At 67.7% G+C, this 14127-nt stretch carries 17 protein-coding genes and 4 tRNA genes; 17 read left to right on the top strand and 4 right to left on the bottom strand.

The window, feature by feature from the left end; genetic code table 11:
• Nucleotides 1-52 precede the first annotated feature (52 nt).
• The 5 genes from PJ250_RS00705 to PJ250_RS00685 all read left to right on the top strand — a co-directional run bounded on the left by PJ250_RS00705 (nucleotide 53) and on the right by PJ250_RS00685 (nucleotide 2768).
• Entirely contained in the window at nucleotides 53-325 is a 273-nt protein-coding gene (locus PJ250_RS00705) for a non-specific DNA-binding protein Hbs (RefSeq protein ID WP_271646647.1), read from the top strand.
• Between the two features lie 11 nt (nucleotides 326-336).
• A tRNA-Val gene (locus PJ250_RS00700) sits at nucleotides 337-411 on the top strand.
• Nucleotides 412-438: 27 nt separating this feature from the next.
• A tRNA-Asp gene (locus tag PJ250_RS00695) sits at nucleotides 439-515 on the top strand.
• 84 nt (nucleotides 516-599) lie between these two features.
• Nucleotides 600-676, top strand: a tRNA-Asp gene (locus tag PJ250_RS00690).
• Between the two features lie 121 nt (nucleotides 677-797).
• Nucleotides 798-2768 carry a SurA N-terminal domain-containing protein gene (locus PJ250_RS00685; protein ID WP_271646645.1) on the top strand — a complete coding sequence of 657 codons (1971 nt, stop codon included), beginning with the start codon at nucleotides 798-800 and terminating at the stop codon, nucleotides 2766-2768.
• Nucleotides 2769-2876: 108 nt separating this feature from the next.
• On the opposite strand, the gene PJ250_RS00680 is transcribed toward PJ250_RS00685, so the two are convergent.
• On the bottom strand, nucleotides 2877-4034 hold the full coding sequence (locus PJ250_RS00680; protein ID WP_271646644.1) for a lytic transglycosylase domain-containing protein: 1158 nt from the start codon (nucleotides 4032-4034) through the stop codon (nucleotides 2877-2879).
• 8 nt (nucleotides 4035-4042) lie between these two features.
• The gene (gloB, locus tag PJ250_RS00675) at nucleotides 4043-4819 is read right to left on the bottom strand and encodes a hydroxyacylglutathione hydrolase (protein ID WP_271646643.1); all 777 of its coding nucleotides are present in this window, start codon (nucleotides 4817-4819) and stop codon (nucleotides 4043-4045) included.
• A 46-nt stretch (nucleotides 4820-4865) separates the two neighbouring features.
• Between gloB and PJ250_RS00670 the strand changes: the two genes are divergently transcribed.
• From PJ250_RS00670 to dnaQ, 4 genes are read left to right on the top strand one after another with little or no spacing between them, the layout of a single operon-like run.
• Nucleotides 4866-5507 carry a class I SAM-dependent methyltransferase gene (locus tag PJ250_RS00670; protein WP_271646642.1) on the top strand — a complete coding sequence of 214 codons (642 nt, stop codon included), beginning with the start codon at nucleotides 4866-4868 and terminating at the stop codon, nucleotides 5505-5507.
• A gap of 57 nt (nucleotides 5508-5564) precedes the next feature.
• Nucleotides 5565-6014, top strand: a complete 450-nt coding sequence (gene rnhA, locus PJ250_RS00665; protein WP_271646641.1) for a ribonuclease HI — start codon at nucleotides 5565-5567, stop codon at nucleotides 6012-6014.
• Complete coding sequence (locus PJ250_RS00660; protein WP_271646640.1) at nucleotides 6011-6562, top strand: GNAT family N-acetyltransferase; 552 nt, start codon at nucleotides 6011-6013, stop codon at nucleotides 6560-6562. The genes rnhA and PJ250_RS00660 overlap by 4 nt, the downstream gene beginning before the upstream one ends.
• A gap of 3 nt (nucleotides 6563-6565) precedes the next feature.
• Nucleotides 6566-7312: a DNA polymerase III subunit epsilon gene (gene dnaQ, locus PJ250_RS00655; protein ID WP_271646639.1), complete on the top strand. Its 747-nt coding sequence runs from the start codon at nucleotides 6566-6568 to the stop codon at nucleotides 7310-7312.
• A 204-nt stretch (nucleotides 7313-7516) separates the two neighbouring features.
• On the opposite strand, the gene PJ250_RS00650 is transcribed toward dnaQ, so the two are convergent.
• On the bottom strand, nucleotides 7517-8221 hold the full coding sequence (locus PJ250_RS00650; RefSeq protein WP_271646638.1) for a PP2C family protein-serine/threonine phosphatase: 705 nt from the start codon (nucleotides 8219-8221) through the stop codon (nucleotides 7517-7519).
• Between the two features lie 261 nt (nucleotides 8222-8482).
• Between PJ250_RS00650 and PJ250_RS00645 the strand changes: the two genes are divergently transcribed.
• Both PJ250_RS00645 and PJ250_RS00640 read left to right on the top strand, forming a co-directional pair.
• Nucleotides 8483-8572: transfer RNA gene (locus PJ250_RS00645), tRNA-Ser, on the top strand.
• A 114-nt stretch (nucleotides 8573-8686) separates the two neighbouring features.
• Nucleotides 8687-9097 (top strand): DUF6165 family protein, encoded by a 411-nt coding sequence (locus tag PJ250_RS00640; RefSeq protein WP_271646637.1) that lies wholly within the window; start codon nucleotides 8687-8689, stop codon nucleotides 9095-9097.
• Nucleotides 9098-9152: 55 nt separating this feature from the next.
• Here PJ250_RS00640 and PJ250_RS00635 read toward each other — a convergent pair whose 3' ends face one another.
• The gene (locus PJ250_RS00635) at nucleotides 9153-10196 is read right to left on the bottom strand and encodes a glycosyltransferase family 9 protein (RefSeq protein ID WP_271646636.1); all 1044 of its coding nucleotides are present in this window, start codon (nucleotides 10194-10196) and stop codon (nucleotides 9153-9155) included.
• Between the two features lie 18 nt (nucleotides 10197-10214).
• On the opposite strand from PJ250_RS00635, the gene PJ250_RS00630 reads away from it, so the two are divergent.
• Genes PJ250_RS00630 through PJ250_RS00605 form a run of 6 tightly spaced genes read left to right on the top strand, consistent with a single transcriptional unit; the run spans nucleotide 10215 to nucleotide 13927 of the window.
• Entirely contained in the window at nucleotides 10215-10964 is a 750-nt protein-coding gene (locus PJ250_RS00630; RefSeq protein WP_271646635.1) for a 3-deoxy-D-manno-octulosonic acid kinase, read from the top strand.
• On the top strand, nucleotides 10965-11720 hold the full coding sequence (locus tag PJ250_RS00625; protein ID WP_271646634.1) for an MBL fold metallo-hydrolase: 756 nt from the start codon (nucleotides 10965-10967) through the stop codon (nucleotides 11718-11720).
• A gap of 1 nt (nucleotide 11721) precedes the next feature.
• Complete coding sequence (gene moaA, locus PJ250_RS00620; RefSeq protein ID WP_271646632.1) at nucleotides 11722-12747, top strand: GTP 3',8-cyclase MoaA; 1026 nt, start codon at nucleotides 11722-11724, stop codon at nucleotides 12745-12747.
• Nucleotides 12748-13251 (top strand): cyclic pyranopterin monophosphate synthase MoaC, encoded by a 504-nt coding sequence (gene moaC / locus PJ250_RS00615; protein ID WP_271646631.1) that lies wholly within the window; start codon nucleotides 12748-12750, stop codon nucleotides 13249-13251.
• Complete coding sequence (locus PJ250_RS00610) at nucleotides 13248-13490, top strand: MoaD/ThiS family protein (protein WP_271646630.1); 243 nt, start codon at nucleotides 13248-13250, stop codon at nucleotides 13488-13490. The genes moaC and PJ250_RS00610 overlap by 4 nt, the downstream gene beginning before the upstream one ends.
• Before the next feature lie 2 nt (nucleotides 13491-13492).
• Nucleotides 13493-13927, top strand: a complete 435-nt coding sequence (locus PJ250_RS00605) for a molybdenum cofactor biosynthesis protein MoaE (protein WP_271646628.1) — start codon at nucleotides 13493-13495, stop codon at nucleotides 13925-13927.
• Nucleotides 13928-14127 lie beyond the last annotated feature (200 nt).

Raw genomic sequence — 14127 nt, 5'->3', positions numbered from 1 at the left:
CCCCGGGCCGGTCACTCATTCAGCGGTTGCATGCCGCAAAGGGAGTTATCCAATGAACAAAGCCGAATTGATCGAGGCCGTTGCCAGCCGTTGTGAGCTGAGCAAGGCTGATTCCACCCGTGCCGTCGACGCCGTCGTGGCCAGCATCACCGACGCCCTGAAGGGCGGTGACTCGGTGACCATCGTGGGCTTCGGCACCTTCCAGGTGCGTGGCCGCGCTGCCCGTACGGGCCGCAACCCGAAGACCGGTGAGAACATTGAGATCGCCGCTTCGAAGAATCCTGCATTCAAGGCTGGTAAAGCCCTGAAGGACGCAGTAAACTAGTTAGCTCGCTAGGGTGCTTAGCTCAGCGGTAGAGCGTCTCCTTTACACGGAGAGGGTCGGGGGTTCGAAACCCTCAGCACCCACCAAAGCACCACGGCAATGAGGTTTAGTGCGGAGCGGTAGTTCAGCTGGTTAGAATGCTGGCCTGTCACGCCGGAGGTCGCGGGTTCGAGTCCCGTCCGCTCCGCCAGATGTTCCAAAAGCCCCCGAGCGATTGGGGGCTTTGCTTTCCCTAAAAGAGAAAGCACCAGGTTTGCAACGTGTTTCAAAGTGCGGAGCGGTAGTTCAGCTGGTTAGAATGCTGGCCTGTCACGCCGGAGGTCGCGGGTTCGAGTCCCGTCCGCTCCGCCAGTTGTTCCAAAACGCCCGTCGGCTCAGCCGGCGGGCGTTTTCTTTTGCCTCGTCGTAACGTCGAACTGGGCGTGGAACCACGCTAAACTGCGCGGCTTGCCGAACCAGACGTAACGACTCGATGCTGCAGACACTTCGCGAAAAGACTTCGGGCTGGATCGCCACCGTGGTGATGGGCCTGTTGATCGTCCCGTTCGCTTTCGTGGGCGTGAACCAGTACATGGGTGGGGGCGCGGATAACGCGGTGGCCACCGTCAAGGCGCCGCCGACCTGGTGGACGTCCGCGCCAGCGTGGTGGCCGGTTTCGATGGCCTGGCAGCACGAACAGGTCAGTGCGCAGGACTACCAGATGGCGCTGCGCAATGCGCGTCAGCGCCAGCAGGCGCAACTGGGCGAAGCCTTCGACGCACGCGAGTTCGATTCGGCCGACAACAAGCGCAAGGTGCTCGACGACCTGGTCGACCGCAAAGTGGTCGAAATGGCCGCGATGCGCGCCGGTGTGTCGGTCAGCGACCAGGCGCTGCGCGAGGCGATCGCCACCGATCCGAACTTCCAGATCGATGGCAAGTTCAATGGCGCAACCTATAAATCGCTGCTGGCGCAGCAGGGCCTGACGCCTACGACCTACCAGCAGCAGGTGCGTCAGGACATGGCCATCGCGCTGGTGCCGCAGGCCTTGGCGCAGTCCGCCTTCGTGACCGACAAGGAGGTCGAGCAGCTGTTTGGCCTGCTGGGTGAAACGCGCGATGTGTCCCTGGCCACGCTGCCCGCACCGGAGCCGGATAACGCGCCGGTGAGCGAGGAGCAGGCCAAGCAGTGGTACACCACCCACCGAGGCGATTTCCGCAAGCCCGAGCAGGCCAGCGTCGAGTACGTCGAAGTCGATGCAAGCAAGCTGCCGCCGCCGGCCCCGGCGGACGAGGCCGAGTTGCGCAAGCGCTACGAGGCCGAGAAGACCCGCTTCTCTTCAGAACAGCGTCTGGCCTCGCACATCCTGATTTCGGTGCCGGCAGGGGCCGATGCGGCCGCGCAGAAAGCCGCTGAGGAAAAGGCCGCCAAGCTCGCCCAGGAAGCCAAGGCGCCGGGTGCGGATTTCGCCGCGCTGGCCAAGGCCAATTCGCAGGACACCGGTTCTGCGGAGAACGGCGGCGACCTGGGCTGGGTGAGCCGCGGGATGATGGTCGGGCCGTTCGAGGACGCTCTGTTTTCCATCGCCAAGCCGGGTGAGGTGGTCGGGCCGATCAAGACCGAATTCGGCTACCACGTCATCAAGCTGCGTGAGATCAAGGGCGAGGCTGGCAAGCCGTTCGAGGAGGTGCGCGATCAGTTGGCCAACGAGGCCAAGACTGAAGCATTGGCCCGGCAGTACAACGAGGTGGCCGGCAAGCTGGTGACCGCGACGCTGGACAACCCCGACGCGCTGGCCCCGGCGGCCAAGGCGGCCGACCTGCAAGTGCAGAAGGCCGGGCCGTTCAGTGCGGCCGATGCGCCCGGCGTGCTGGCTAATCCGCTGGTGCTGCGCCAGGTCTTCAATGAGCAGATGATCGCCGATGGCACCGCCAGCCAGCTGATCAAGCTGGATGACCAGCACAGCGTCGTGGTGCGCGTGACCGGGCACAGCGCGGCACAGGATCGTCCGCTTGAGCAGGTCCACGACCAGGTGGTTGCGGCGGTGCGTGCGGATCGTGCCGCCAAGTCCGCGGAGAAGCAGGCCAATGCGGTGCTGGCCAAGATCAAGAAGGGTGAATCGCTCAAGGCCATCGCCGACGAGGCCAACTACCAGTCCGGTCAGATCCCGGGCCTGCCGCGTGGCGCGCCGATTCCCTCGCGAGTTGGTAACGAGGCCGTCTTTGCCCTGCCGGCACCGGCCGATGGCAAGGTGTCGGCCGGCAAGACGAAGATGGAGGATGGCCGCTACGTGGTGTTCACCGTGGACAAGGTTACCCCCGGCGACCCGTCCAAATTGCCCGAGGCGCAGCGCGACCAGTTTCGCCAGCAGGTGGCACAGGCGTTCGCAGGCGCCGAAGTGGTGGATTACGTGAAGGACGCACGCAAGCGTTTCAAGGTCGAGGTCCACGAAGACCGGCTCTGAGGCGGTGGTCCATGCGCCATGAGAAAAGGCCGCGCTTTCGAGCGCGGCCTTTTTTTGTTCAAGGGCTCGGGTGGCCGGCGCCGTGGAGGCAGGCCAGACGCCTTGCGATCAGGGCGACGGCGCCGCCAGCTGCAGGACCATGCCCGGCTTGATGACCGACTTGGCGTTGAGTCCGTTCCACTGGAGCAACTGCTGGGGACGCAGGCCGTAGCGATGGGCGATGGACCAGATCGAATCGCCACGTGCCACGGTGTGCGAGCGCGTCGCGGTCGGGGCCTGCGCACGGCGTGCGAGGAAAGGGGCCTGCTGGTCGGCTTGCAGGTCGGCGTCGGATTCGGCGCCCACCAGGTCGCTGGCCGTGATCGTGGGCGCGACGCCGTCCTCGGCTGGGGCCAGCACCCATAGCGACTCACCGGTGAAACCGTGCAGCCGCGACAGTGCCGGGTTCAGGCCGGCCAGCTGACCGGCGTCATGACCTTCGCGTTGTGCCCAATGGGCCAGCGTGCCGAAATCCGGGGGAAGCTGCAGCGGCTGCAGGCGTGGCACCGGTCGGTGCAGGGACCCGACCCACGCGGGGTCCGTGCCGGCCTGCTCCAGGCTGCAGGCCAGGGCATGCAGCTTCTGCACGTAGGTATAGGTGACCCGGGACAGTCCGGGCAGCTTGGCTGGGCGTGCCGTGCTGGCGTTCGCCCCGGCCTTGCGCAGAGATTGCAGGACCCGATTCTCGCCCGCGTTGTAGGCCATCACGGCCAGGCGCCAGTTGCCCCCGAACATCCCGTGCAGGGTCTTGAGATAGCGCACCGCCGCCTGGGTCGAATCCACCGGAGACAGTCTCCCGTCATATCCCTTGCGCACGCGCACGCCATGGTTGCGCGCGGTCAGCGAGACGAACTGCCACAGGCCCGACGGGCCGTTGCCGCTGCTGGCACCAGGGTGATAGCCGCTTTCCACGAACGGGATCAGGGCAAACTCGGTCGGCAGGTCCGCATCGCGCATCGCGCCGACCACGTAACCGAACAACGGCAGAATATCGTCGCTTTCGTCGGCTAGTCGCGCTGGGGCACGGCTGAAATGCCGTTGCCACTGGGCATCACTGGCCTGGGGCGTGCAGTCCGGCTCGGCCAGGCCGTCCCGGAACTGCTGGTAGATCAGCGTGCCGTCCAGCCTGTCGGCCGGCGCGCTGCCCACCGGGGCAGGGTGATCGGTCGACTGTGCCCACGCGGCGCAGCTGCCACCAGCCGCCGCCAGCAGGCAGAGGGCGAGCACCGCACGCCTCATGCGCGAAAGCCGTCCTTCCATCGGCGCAGGCCGGCAAAGGTCTCCACGCGGCTGTCCGCAGCCTGGCCCAGCCATGCGTCGACCGCGTGCCTGACCTCGGGGACATCCACCCGCAGGAACGGGTTGGTCGCGCGCTCGGTGGCCAGAGTCACCGGAAGTGTGGGCCGCCCCTGCGCACGCAGTGCATCGACCTCGCGTGCGCGGGCATGCAGGGCGGCATTTCCGGGTTCGACCGCCAGGGCGAAGGCTGCGTTCGACTGGGTGTATTCGTGCCCGCAGCACACCGGGGTGTCGTCCGGCAGCGCGGCCAGGGCCTCCAGTGACGCCAGCATCTGCGCCGGCGTCCCCTCGAACAGCCGCCCGCAGCCGAGGCTGAACAAGGTGTCACCCGAAAACAGTTCGCCACCTGTCTCCTGGCGGTGGAAGGCCACGTGGCTCCGCGTGTGTCCGGGAACGAAGATGGCGCGAAATGCCATGCCGGCCGCCGTGACGATTTCCCCATTGCCCACCCGGTGAGTGGCAGTGGTGATGCGTTCATCGTCCGCGGCAATCACAGGCAGGTCAGGCCACTGCGCTAGCAACGCGCCGACACCGCCGCAGTGATCGTCATGGTGGTGGGTCACCAGGATGGCGGCCGGCCGCAGGCCCTGCTGGGCGGCGGCCAGCACCGGCGCGGCCTCGCCCGGGTCCACGATGACCGCGCCGCCTTCCTCTCCCTCCAGAACCCAGATGTAGTTGTCGGAACAGGCGGTGAGCGCGGTGAGTGCGGGCATGGGCTTCGATCGGCAGACGCGGGAGCGTCCTCTACAATCCCCGACCATGCCTGCCACCGCCTCCCACCGTCAACCCGAGCCCCTCGCATGGTTCGGGACCGCCGATGGTCAACGCCTGCTGGCGGCCGAACAGCAGCGGATCGCCGCGATCCTGGCCGCCAAGGCCGCCGCGCCGACGCTGTGGTTGCATCCGGGCGGCGGCGCCGGCGTCTCGGTGGTGGCCGCCGATGTGACCCTGCGGGCCCGGCCCGGTGGGTTCGACGGCCCGCTGCGATGTGGACCTTCGCTCCCGCTGGCCTCGGATAGCTTCAGCGCGGTGGTGCTGCAGCACGTGCCCGAAAATGGGGTTCGCGGGGTGTTGGCCGAATGCGCCCGCGTGCTCGAGCCTGGCGGCCGCCTATGGATGTTCGCACTCAACCCGGTCAGTCCCTACCGGCTGCGCTGGCGCCGCACGGGCCTGTCGATCCGTGGCCCCGGGCGCTGGCGGCGCAACCTGGAGGACGCCGGGCTGGATTGCAGCCAGCACCCGCCGCAGTGGCTGGGGCCTGCCTGGCGCGGCAACGGAAGCGGCAGCGCGCCGTCCATGATGCGTGCGGTCTGCCTGCTGCAGGCCGACAAGCGCGGTCCGGACCTGATCCTCAGGCCGAGCCGCCCGCCGCGCTGGCAGGGTGGCGCGGTGCCGGCATGAGCCCGCGACCGTCTCCCATTTTTTAAACAGCGCCTGGCGCACCGCATCGGAACACGCATGAAGCAGATCACCATTAACTCCGACGGCTCCTGCCTCGGCAATCCGGGGCCCGGCGGCTGGGGCGCGCTGCTGCGCTACGGCAAGATCGAGCGCGAACTTTCCGGCGGCGAGGCGCACACGACCAACAACCGCATGGAGCTGATGGCAGCGATCATGGCGCTGGAGGCCCTGACCGAGCCCTGCCAGGTGACCTTGATCACCGATTCCCAATACGTGCGCCAGGGCATCACCGAATGGTTGCCCGGCTGGATCCGCAAGAACTGGAAGACGGCCGGCGGCGGCGCGGTCAAGAATCGCGAGCTTTGGGAGCGTCTGCAGGCCGCCACCCAGCGCCACCAGATCGACTGGCGCTGGGTGAAAGGGCACTCGGGCAATGCCGACAACGAGCGTGTCGACGTGCTGGCACGCGATGCCGCCATCGCGGTGCGTGATGGCGCTACCGCGTGAGTGCGTTCGGCGACGAGGACACCCTGGCGCTGCAGACTGCACGCCTGGCCCTGCACTACCCGACCGGCAGCGCGCGTGATGTCGCGCTGATGCTGGCGGTGATGAACGATGCAGAGTTCATCGCCCATGTGCGTGACAGCGGCGTGCGCGACCTAGACGCCGCCCATCGTGCCTTGCAGCTTGGTCCCATGGCCTATCGCGCCAGCAACGGACTGGGTCTGTGCCGGGTGGTCGAGGCCGCCAGCGATCGCGATATCGGCCAGATCGGCCTGGTCACGCGCGAGGGGTTACCGGCGCCGGACCTGGGTTACGCCTTTCTGCCCGGTGCGCGCGGGCGAGGCTATGCGACGGAAGCCGGACGTGCGGTGCTGAAGCATGCGCGCCAAGTGCTGCGGCTACCGCGCGTGTTGGCGCTGGTGGCGCCTGACAACACCGCCTCGCTGGCGGTCCTGGACCGATTGGGCTTCACCTTTGAGACAATGACCCAGCTGTCGGGCGTGGACCACGTCCTGCGGCAGTATTCCATCACGCTGCACGAGGAGCGCTAGCCCATGCGCCAGATCATCCTGGATACAGAGACCACCGGCCTGGAATGGAAGAAGGGCAACCGGGTCGTGGAAATCGGCTGCGTGGAGTTGATCGAGCGCCGGCCCAGCGGTCGTAATTTCCACAAGTACCTCAAGCCGGACTGCGCGTTCGAGCCCGGTGCGCAGGAGGTCACGGGACTGACCCTGGAGTTCCTGGCCGACAAGCCGGACTTCACCGAAGTGGTCGAGGAGTTCCTGGACTACATCCGCGGCGCGGAAGTGATCATCCACAACGCGGCCTTCGACGTGGGTTTCCTGGACAACGAGCTGGTGCTGGCCGGCCCGCAGCACGGCCGCATGACCGATCACTGCACGGTCATCGATACCCTGGCCATGGCGCGCGAGCAGTTCCCGGGGCAGCGCAATTCGCTGGACGCGCTATGCAAGCGGCTGGGCGTGGACAACACCCACCGGCACCTGCATGGCGGCCTGCTCGACGCCCAGATCCTGGCCGATGTCTATATCGCGCTGACGTCTGGGCAGGAGGAGATCGGCTTCGGCCTGCCGCAGGACGGACAGGCGCGTGCCGAGCCGGTGCGCCATGCCTTCGATGCCAGCAATGTCGGCCTGCGCGCCCGGGTCATGCCCACACCGGCCGAACTTGAAGCCCACGCCGCTCGGCTTGAGAAGCTCCGGTCCAAGGGGGGCGGCACCTGCCTGTGGGACGTGGTGGAAGCCCCCGCAGTGGCGCAGACGTTGCAGCCGGCCTGATCCTCCAGGCCCGCTGTGCTCAGCTGCAGCGGACCAGGATCGCGGTGACGTTGTCCGCTGACGCGCCAGCGCACTCGCGCGGGCGCCCCGCGATTGGGCTTTTCCAAAACCCGGGCCCCGTCTCACCGGCATCCAGACCCCCGCCGCTTTGCGGCCGCCCCGTGACTCAGGGGGCCATGCGTCAGGCATGTCGCGGAGTTCGGCTCAGCTGCAGCGCACCAGGATGGCGGTGACGTTGTCCGAGCCGCCGCCATCGAGCGCGGCGGCAATGAGCGTATCGACGCACTCCTGCGCACTGCAGTCGTCCTGGCGCAGGGTGTCGGCGATGCCGCGGTCGTCCACTTCCTCGGTCAGGCCGTCGCTGCACAGCAGCAGCTGCATGCCTGGGCGCAGCTCGCCGGTGAGGGTTTCCACGTTGAGCTGGGCCGGATCGGTGACGCCCAGGGCCTGGGTGACCACGTTGCGGTGCGGGTGGGAGCGCGCCTGCTCGCTGGTCAGGGCGCCCTGGGCAATCAGCTCCTGCACGTAGCTGTGGTCCTGGCTGAGCTGGGCCAACTGACCATCGCGCCACAGGTAGGCGCGGCTGTCGCCGACCCAGGCCACCTCGAAGCGGTTGCCATGGACCCGCGCAGCGACCACGGTGGTGCCCATCGGCAGGGAGTCGTTACGGCGCCGCGAGGTCCGAATGATTTCCTCATCCGCCACACGGATGGCCTGCCCGAGCGACTTGCCTTGGCGAATCTCGCGCACAATGGTTTCGCGGGCTAGGGCGCTGGCCACTTCCCCACAGGCGTGCCCGCCCATTCCGTCGGCGACCAGCCAGAGCCCGAGCTCGGTGTCGCCGTAATAGGTGTCTTCGTTGAGGGCGCGCCGCAGGCCGACATGGCTGAGGTGTCCGAACTCGATCATGTGGACCTTTTATCGCCCTGTCTGTCAAAACTTAGAACGCCATGATCGCGGTGAACAGGACAAGCCACAAGCACACAACGGGGCGTTTGATCGACGCTGACTGGTGCGCGTGACGCAGTGCTCGGGCCAATCGGGACCGACTGCCCGGGCGGGTGAAACGCGCGCCCGCTGCGCGGTGCTTGTCCGCGGTCGAACGGCCCCGTATCATGCGCAACCCCGGAACGACCGCCGGGACCGCCGCCAGGCGACGGTGCACCACCCGGAGAGGTGGCAGAGTGGTCGAATGTACCTGACTCGAAATCAGGCGTACGTGCAAGCGTACCGTGGGTTCGAATCCCACCCTCTCCGCCATGTTCCACAGAACGGCCCCACGGGGCCGTTCTGCTTTTCAGCGTCTGCCCGGGCCGTGCGTGCGCGGCGGTGGCCGTTAGACTTGCCACTTCTCTTTCCGTTTGCGGTGCGCCCATGTCCGAGATCCTGACCCCCGTTTCCTACGGCGAGCTGCTCGACAAGATCTCCATCCTGCAGATCAAGTCCGAGCGCATGCGCGACCCGGACAAGCTGGCCAACGTGCGCAAGGAGCTGTCCGCCCTGGAGAAGACCTGGATGGCCCATCCGGCCGCCGTCCAGGACGTGGCCAAGCTGCGTGCCGACCTGAAGGCCGTCAACGAGCGCCTGTGGGTGATCGAGGACGACATCCGCGTCAAGGAGAAGGCCCAGGCCTTCGACGAGGAGTTCATCCGCCTGGCGCGCAGCGTGTACTTCGAGAACGACACTCGCGCGCGGATCAAGAAGGACATCAACGTGGCGCTGGGTTCGGCCTACGTGGAGGAGAAGTCCTACGAGGATTATGCCTCCGGGGCTGCCGCACCCTAGGCGCCACGCCAGTCGCTGTTGAGCGGGACAGCGGCGCCCGGCGTTGTTCCTGGTCTCAGCGCTGCGCGTCGGCGCGATAGCGCTCGAAGGCGGCGATCGCGTCCTCGGTCGTGACCAGCTGCATCACCTCGTCGAATTCGATCTTGGTCCCCCACTTGAGCGCGCTGGCCGGTTTGCCCAGGAACTTGCGCGCTGCGTCGTCGTAGCGGTCCACGCAGTAGCGCACGTCCGAATACGGGCCGCTGCGGCGCGGGTTGCTGGCCGCGTGCAGCCCCAGCACCTTGGTCCCCATGGCATTGGCGATGTGCATCGGCCCGGAGTCGGGCGTGACCACCAGATTGGCGCGGGCCAGCAGCGCTGGCAGCTGCTTGAGCGTGTCCTTGCCCACCAGGTCCAGCACCGGGCCGCGCATCTGCGCGGCGATGGCGTCGGCCGTCTCGCGCTCCAGCGCGCTGCGGCCACCGCACAGCACCACGCGCCAGCCCTGGTCGATGGCGTGGTCGGCCAGCGCGGCATAGCGGTCGGCATACCAATTGCGCCGGACATGACTGGAGCAGGGCGAGATCATCAGCACGGACTGGTCGTCCTGTGGCCACTGCGCCGCAGCCCAGCCCCAGGCCTCGTCCGGCACCGGCAGGTCCCAGATCACCGCGTCCTGCTTCAGGCCCAGCGGTTCGCAGAAACTGCCGATGGCATCGAGCACATGGATGCCGGGGCGGTCGGCGATGCGCTCGTTGATGAAAAGCCCATGCAGGTCCTTGGAACGGCCGCGGTCGTAGCCGATGCGCCGACGCGCCGGCACGAGGGCCGACAACACGTTGGCCCGGAAGGCGACCTGCATCTGCAGCAGGGCGTCGAAGCGTCCGGGCAGGGTGTCGCGCAGGGCGCGCATGCCGGCCAGCCCGGTCTTCTTGTCGTAGACGTGGAAGCGCACACCTGGTAGCCCTTCGAGCAGCTTGCGGCCGCCGCCGTCGATGATCCAGTCCAGTTCGAGCTGCGGCCAGGCGCGCTGCAGGGTCCGCACCAGTGGCACGACATGGGTGACATCGCCCAGCGCGGACAGGCGCAGCAGGCACAAGGACTCAGGAGCGTTGGACAATGTTGATAGACTCGCGCGATGGCCGCTTTTGACGCGACGGAAGTTCTGGTGCCGTACCGCGAAGAGCGCGGCTACGGGGCAATTCTGTTCGACCGCCAGCGGCTGCGGCAAGCCGACGCCCAATGGCTGGACCCAGCCTACTGGGGCGAGCGAGCACGCCCGGTGGAAAGTGGGGGGCGCGGCGGCGCCTGGTTCATCGACGCGCCCTTCGGACCGAGCCTGCTGCGGCTCTATCTGCGCGGGGGCATGGCCGCCAGCCTCAGTACAGACCGCTACCTGTGGCGGGGCGCCAACCGCACCCGCAGCTTCGCCGAGTTCCGCCTGACCCGCGAATTGCATGCCAAGGGCTTGCCGGTGCCGGGGCCCTACGTGGCCAGCTACTTGCGCGATGGCATGACCTATCGCGCCGCGCTGCTGATGGAGCGCCTGCCGGAAGTGCGCTCGCTGGCCGACCGGTTCCAGGTGGCGGGCAGCGACGCCCCGCTGGAGGAAGCCGGGCGGCTGATCGCGCGCTTTCATCGCGCCGGGCTGGACCATGCCGACCTCAATGCGCACAACATCCTGTTCGATCCGCAGGGACGGGGCTGGTTGATCGACTTCGACCGTGGCGTGTTGCGTATTCCCGCCACGCGCTGGCGCGAGGCCAACCTGTCGCGACTGCGCCGGTCCCTGATCAAGCTGCGCGGCGAGCGCAGCGTGGAGGAGGCCGGCTACGACTTCGCCCGCCTGCGCCGGGCCTACGACCGTGCCTGGGAGCAGGGCTTCTAGATGGCCTGGACACTGCGGTTCCAGGGCGTCGGCAATGCGTCGGCAGTGGAACTGGGGTCTGCTATGGCGACTCTGGAACGCGACGGCGCCCCGTGGCTGACGATCGACTGCGGCAGTGAGGGCCTGGAGGCTTTCATCGGCCACTACGGCCATGCGCCTTCGGCGGTGTTCGTCACCCACACCCATCTGGACCACGTGGGGGGCTTCGAGCGGCTGTTTGGCAGCGCCTACTTCAATCCGCAGCGGCGCGGCCACGTGCTGCTCTACGTCCCGGCGCCGATCGTGCCGCTGCTCCACCAGCGCGTGGCGGAATATCCCAACGTCCTGGCCGAGGGCGGGGCGAACTTCTGGGATGCCTTCCGGCTGGTGCCGGTGGGGGAGGCGTTCTGGCACGACGGGGTGCGGCTGGAGGTGTTCCCGGTGCGTCATCACTGGCCGCAGACGGCTTTCGGCCTGCGCCTGCCGGGTTCGGTGGTCTGGACCGGGGATACGCGCCCCATCCCGGAAGTCCTCGCCCGTTATGCCGATGCCGACGAGCTCATCGCCCATGACTGCGCCCTGCACGGCAATCCCTCGCACAGCGGCATCGATGACCTGGAGCGTGAATACCCGCCTGGCCTGCTGGCGCGGTGCGTGCTGTACCACCACGCCAGTGCCGCCGATGCGCAGGCGCTGGCCGGACGTGGTCACCACGTGGCGTTGCCGGGGCAGGTGCTAGCCTTGCGCGATCCAAGGACCGCCCGCATCTCGATCTGACATGAACGCCCGCCTGCGCCCGCTCGAACTGCCGCTGGACCAGCGCGGCCGGCCGCTGCGCGACCTGCGGCTGTCGGTCATCGAGGCCTGCAACTTCCGCTGTGGCTACTGCATGCCGGCCGAGCGGGTGCCGGATGACTACGGATTCGACAGCGCCACGCGCATGAGTTTCGATGAGATCGAAACGCTGGTGCGCGGATTCGCCAAGGTGGGCGTCAACAAGCTGCGCATCACCGGTGGCGAGCCCCTGCTGCGCAAGGACCTGCCCGCGCTCATCGCCCGCCTGGCACAGGTGCCGGGCATCGAAGACCTGGCCCTGACCACCAACGGCTCGCTGCTGGCGCGGCATGCACGCGCGCTGCACCAGGCCGGACTGCGCCGCATCACCGTGAGCCTGGACGCGCTGGAGCCGGCGCGGTTCGCGCAGATGTCCGGGGGCCGTGGGCAGATCGGGGCGGTGCTGGAGGGGATCGAAACGGCCGTGGCGGCGGGTTTTTCCAGCCTGAAGCTCAATTGCGTGGTGCAACGCGGCGTCAACGAGGACCAGGTGCTGCCCCTGGTCGAGTATTTCCGGGGCAGCGGCCACGTGCTGCGGTTCATCGAGTTCATGGATGTGGGCACCTGCAACGACTGGCGTGCCGGCCAGGTCGTGCCTTCGTCCGAGCTGCGCGATCGCGTCCATGCGCGCTGGCCGCTGCACCCGCTCGACGCGCACTATCGCGGCGAAGTGGCCGAGCGCCACGCCTTCGACGACGGTGGCGGCGAAATCGGCTTCGTGTCCTCCGTGACCGCGCCGTTCTGCGGTGACTGCCACCGCGCACGCGTCTCGGCCGATGGGCAGCTCTATACCTGCCTGTTCTCAGGCGCCAGCACCGACCTGCGTCCCGCGCTGGCGCAGGGAGAAGACGGGCTGGCCGAGCACGTCGGCGGCTTGTGGTCCCGGCGCGCCGACCGCTACAGCGAGATCCGCGGCCAGGCCGCGCAGCCGCCACGCAAGCGCGTGGAAATGTTTCTGATCGGGGGTTGAGTGAGTAGTGAAGCACCACGTGTGGCCGATGGCCTCACCCATCTGGATGCCGCCGGCCAGCCGGCCATGGTCGATGTCTCGGCCAAGGCCGTCACCGCGCGCCAGGCCACAGCTGAATGCCAGGTCGTGTTTCCTCCGGACGTGGCCGAGCAGTTGCGTCGCGATGCCTTGCGCAGTGCCAAGGGTGGGATCGTCGACACGGCGGTGATTGCAGGCACCATGGCGGTCAAGCGCACCCACGAGTTGATCCCCTTCTGCCACCCCTTGCCGATCGATGGCTGCAAGCTGTCCATCGACTGGAGTGGAGCGGATGTCTTGCGGATCGAATGCACCGTGCGCACCACCCATCGCACCGGCGTGGAGATGGAAGCCATGACCGGCGCGACCGTGGCGGCCCTGACAGTCTACGACATGTGCAAGGCGCTGTCTCACGCCATCGTGCTGGGCCCGGCCCAGCTGCTGGGCAAACACGGCGGCAAGCGCGATTTCGGAGTCCAGGTATGACGACGCTGGACGTGCTGTATTTTGCCAGCCTGCGCCAGGCGGCGGGCGTGGAGCGCGAATCGGTGCAGACATCTGCAACCGACCTGGCGGGTCTGTATGCCGAGGTGAAGCGACGCCATGGCTTTGCCTGGGACACCGCGCACCTGCGCGTGGCCCTGGACGGCGCGTTCGCCCGCTGGGACGATGCGCCCGCCGAAGGCGCGCAGGTCGCCTTCATCCCGCCGGTCAGTGGAGGCTGATGATGTCCCGCTTCGCCATCACCGACCAGCAGATCGAGCCAGCCCCGCTGCGTGCGCAGCTGCTGGATGCGCGCGCCGGCGCGTTCGCCAGCTTCGAAGGCTGGGTGCGGGACCATAACGACGGCCAGCCCGTCTCCGGCCTGCATTACCAATCCTATGTGGAGCTGGCCACGACCGAGGGCGAAAAGATCCTCGACGAGGCGCTGGCGAAGTTCGACATCGTCGATGCGCGCTGCGTGCATCGCATCGGCGAGCTGGCCATCGGCGAGATGGCCGTGTGGGTGGGGGTTTCGGCAGGACATCGCGAAGGCGCGTTCGCGGCCTGTCGCTGGATCATCGACGAGACCAAGGCACGGGTCCCGATCTGGAAGCAGGAGCGCTACACCAGTGGCGTGGACGCCTGGCTGCATCCCGCAGTGCCGGACGGCGCCGCCTGACCATCGCGTTCTTGTAGAGCCGAGCTCGCTCGGCTGCTCGTCGGTCAGTTCGTCGCAAGGGCCCAGCGGAGCAAGCTCCGCGCTACGAGCAAGCGCACGGAAAGTGCGACTTGGGCGCGCGGCCCCCCCTCGAAAAGGTGGAGGCCTCGCCGCCTGGCCATCGTGCGCTTGTCGCGCCGAGCTTGCTCGGCGGCGTTCCG

It is taken from the genome of Pseudoxanthomonas sp. JBR18, assembly GCF_028198165.1.
Taxonomy (GTDB): domain Bacteria; phylum Pseudomonadota; class Gammaproteobacteria; order Xanthomonadales; family Xanthomonadaceae; genus Pseudoxanthomonas_A.
The sequence above is the reverse complement of the archived record's forward strand: the minus strand, read 5'-3'. Positions and strand labels throughout refer to the sequence as shown.

Excerpts from the sequence above, each read along its gene's own strand:
- PJ250_RS00610 (WP_271646630.1), top strand. The coding sequence starts at position 13,248 with ATGACGACGCTGGACGTGCTGTATTTTGCCAGCCTGCGCCAGGCGGCG.
- gloB (WP_271646643.1), bottom strand. The coding sequence starts at position 4,819 with ATGCCCGCACTCACCGCGCTCACCGCCTGTTCCGACAACTACATCTGG.
- PJ250_RS00605 (WP_271646628.1), top strand. The coding sequence starts at position 13,493 with ATGTCCCGCTTCGCCATCACCGACCAGCAGATCGAGCCAGCCCCGCTG.
- PJ250_RS00670 (WP_271646642.1), top strand. The coding sequence starts at position 4,866 with ATGCCTGCCACCGCCTCCCACCGTCAACCCGAGCCCCTCGCATGGTTC.
- rnhA (WP_271646641.1), top strand. The coding sequence starts at position 5,565 with ATGAAGCAGATCACCATTAACTCCGACGGCTCCTGCCTCGGCAATCCG.
- PJ250_RS00630 (WP_271646635.1), top strand. The coding sequence starts at position 10,215 with ATGGCCGCTTTTGACGCGACGGAAGTTCTGGTGCCGTACCGCGAAGAG.
- PJ250_RS00705 (WP_271646647.1), top strand. The coding sequence starts at position 53 with ATGAACAAAGCCGAATTGATCGAGGCCGTTGCCAGCCGTTGTGAGCTG.
- PJ250_RS00650 (WP_271646638.1), bottom strand. The coding sequence starts at position 8,221 with ATGATCGAGTTCGGACACCTCAGCCATGTCGGCCTGCGGCGCGCCCTC.
- dnaQ (WP_271646639.1), top strand. The coding sequence starts at position 6,566 with ATGCGCCAGATCATCCTGGATACAGAGACCACCGGCCTGGAATGGAAG.
- PJ250_RS00685 (WP_271646645.1), top strand. The coding sequence starts at position 798 with ATGCTGCAGACACTTCGCGAAAAGACTTCGGGCTGGATCGCCACCGTG.
- PJ250_RS00640 (WP_271646637.1), top strand. The coding sequence starts at position 8,687 with ATGTCCGAGATCCTGACCCCCGTTTCCTACGGCGAGCTGCTCGACAAG.
- PJ250_RS00625 (WP_271646634.1), top strand. The coding sequence starts at position 10,965 with ATGGCCTGGACACTGCGGTTCCAGGGCGTCGGCAATGCGTCGGCAGTG.
- moaA (WP_271646632.1), top strand. The coding sequence starts at position 11,722 with ATGAACGCCCGCCTGCGCCCGCTCGAACTGCCGCTGGACCAGCGCGGC.